General features: G+C 60.2%; 1 protein-coding gene. It reads right to left on the bottom strand.

Features of this window, described 5'->3' with window-relative positions:
- Nucleotides 1-28 precede the first annotated feature (28 nt).
- Nucleotides 29-1,206 (bottom strand): IS3 family transposase gene (locus I6F33_RS37845; RefSeq protein ID WP_225145783.1). Its coding sequence is split into 2 segments (ribosomal slippage): nucleotides 29-889 and nucleotides 892-1,206, totalling 1,176 coding nucleotides; the frame shifts between segments, so codons are not numbered across the junction.
- Between the last annotated feature and the right edge of the window lie 59 nt (nucleotides 1,207-1,265).

Raw genomic sequence — 1,265 nt, 5'->3', positions numbered from 1 at the left:
TGATCTTCCCCCGAAAAAATGGACAGGGTTAAGCTGCTTTTAGCTCCATCTCGATCGGGCTGATATAGCCGATGGCGGAGTGACGACGCTTTCGATTGTAGAAGCCCTCGATGTAAGCAAAGATATCACGTCTGGCTTCCTCACGTGTTTCATAATGCTGCTGATGGACGAGTTCTGTTTTGAGCGTGTGGAAGAAACTCTCCATCGGTGCGTTATCGTAACAATCGGCCTTGCGGCTCATCGAGGCCCGAAAACCGGCGGACTGCATCATCTTGCGATACTCCGCCGAAGCATATTGAACGCCACGATCTGAATGGTGGATCAAGCCGGCGCCAGGCCGCTGTGTCGCAATGGCCATCGCTAGGGCCGCCATCGGCAGTTCGGCGCGCAAATGATCTGCCATCGCCCAGCCGACGATTTTGCGGCTGTAGAGATCCATCAGCGTGGCCAGATAGAGCCAACCCTGCTCGGTCTCGACGTAAGTGATGTCGGCGAGCCAGATCTGGTTCGGAGCAGTGGCGATGAAGTTGCGCTCGAGAAGATTCGGGGCGATCGGGAAATCGTGACGGCTGTCGGTGGTCCGCACCCGTCGTGGCTTCGCCATGATGGCCCTGATGCCATGTCGGCGCATCAATCGCTCGATGCGACCGCGGCTGGCCCCGCGGCCATGAGCCCTCAACTCGGCATGGACGCGCGGGCTGCCATAGCGGCCATTGGTGTCGCGGTGAACCCGCCTGATGTCGTCGACGAGTTCACGATTGGCTGCGGATCGCTGGCTCTCCGGGCGCGAGCGCCAGGCATAATAGCCGGCCGGCGAGACACCGAGCACACCGCACATGATCATCACCGGATAGTCGGCGCGGCGATCTTCGATGAAGCGGAATCTCATTTCGGAACTCCAGCAAAGATCGCAATGGACTTTTTTAAAATATCACGCTCCATACGCAGCCGCTCGTTCTCCCGCTGCAAACGCGCGATCTCCGCCGCGTGGTCCGCCGACGGCAGCGTCGCCTGCGTTGTGGGGCGCCGCGTCGCCGCCGTCGGCTCCAGCCGGGTCCCTCGCTGCTCCACCCACCGCCGCAGCACGGAATCGCGCAGGCCAAGCTCCCTGGCAACAGATCCGATCGAGCGCCCGCTCGACACTACGAGATCAACCGCTTGCCGCTTGTAGTCATCCGTAAACGACCGACGTTGACGTCCTTCCATCCGACACCTCCTGGCTCTTCGAGCCTACTACAGGTGTCCATCAATTCGGAGGAGGTTCA

Origin of the sequence: Bradyrhizobium sp. BRP20 (assembly GCF_020194215.1) — a bacterium.
GTDB classification, from domain to species: domain Bacteria; phylum Pseudomonadota; class Alphaproteobacteria; order Rhizobiales; family Xanthobacteraceae; genus Bradyrhizobium; species Bradyrhizobium yuanmingense.
The sequence above is the reverse complement of the archived record's forward strand: the minus strand, read 5'-3'. Positions and strand labels throughout refer to the sequence as shown.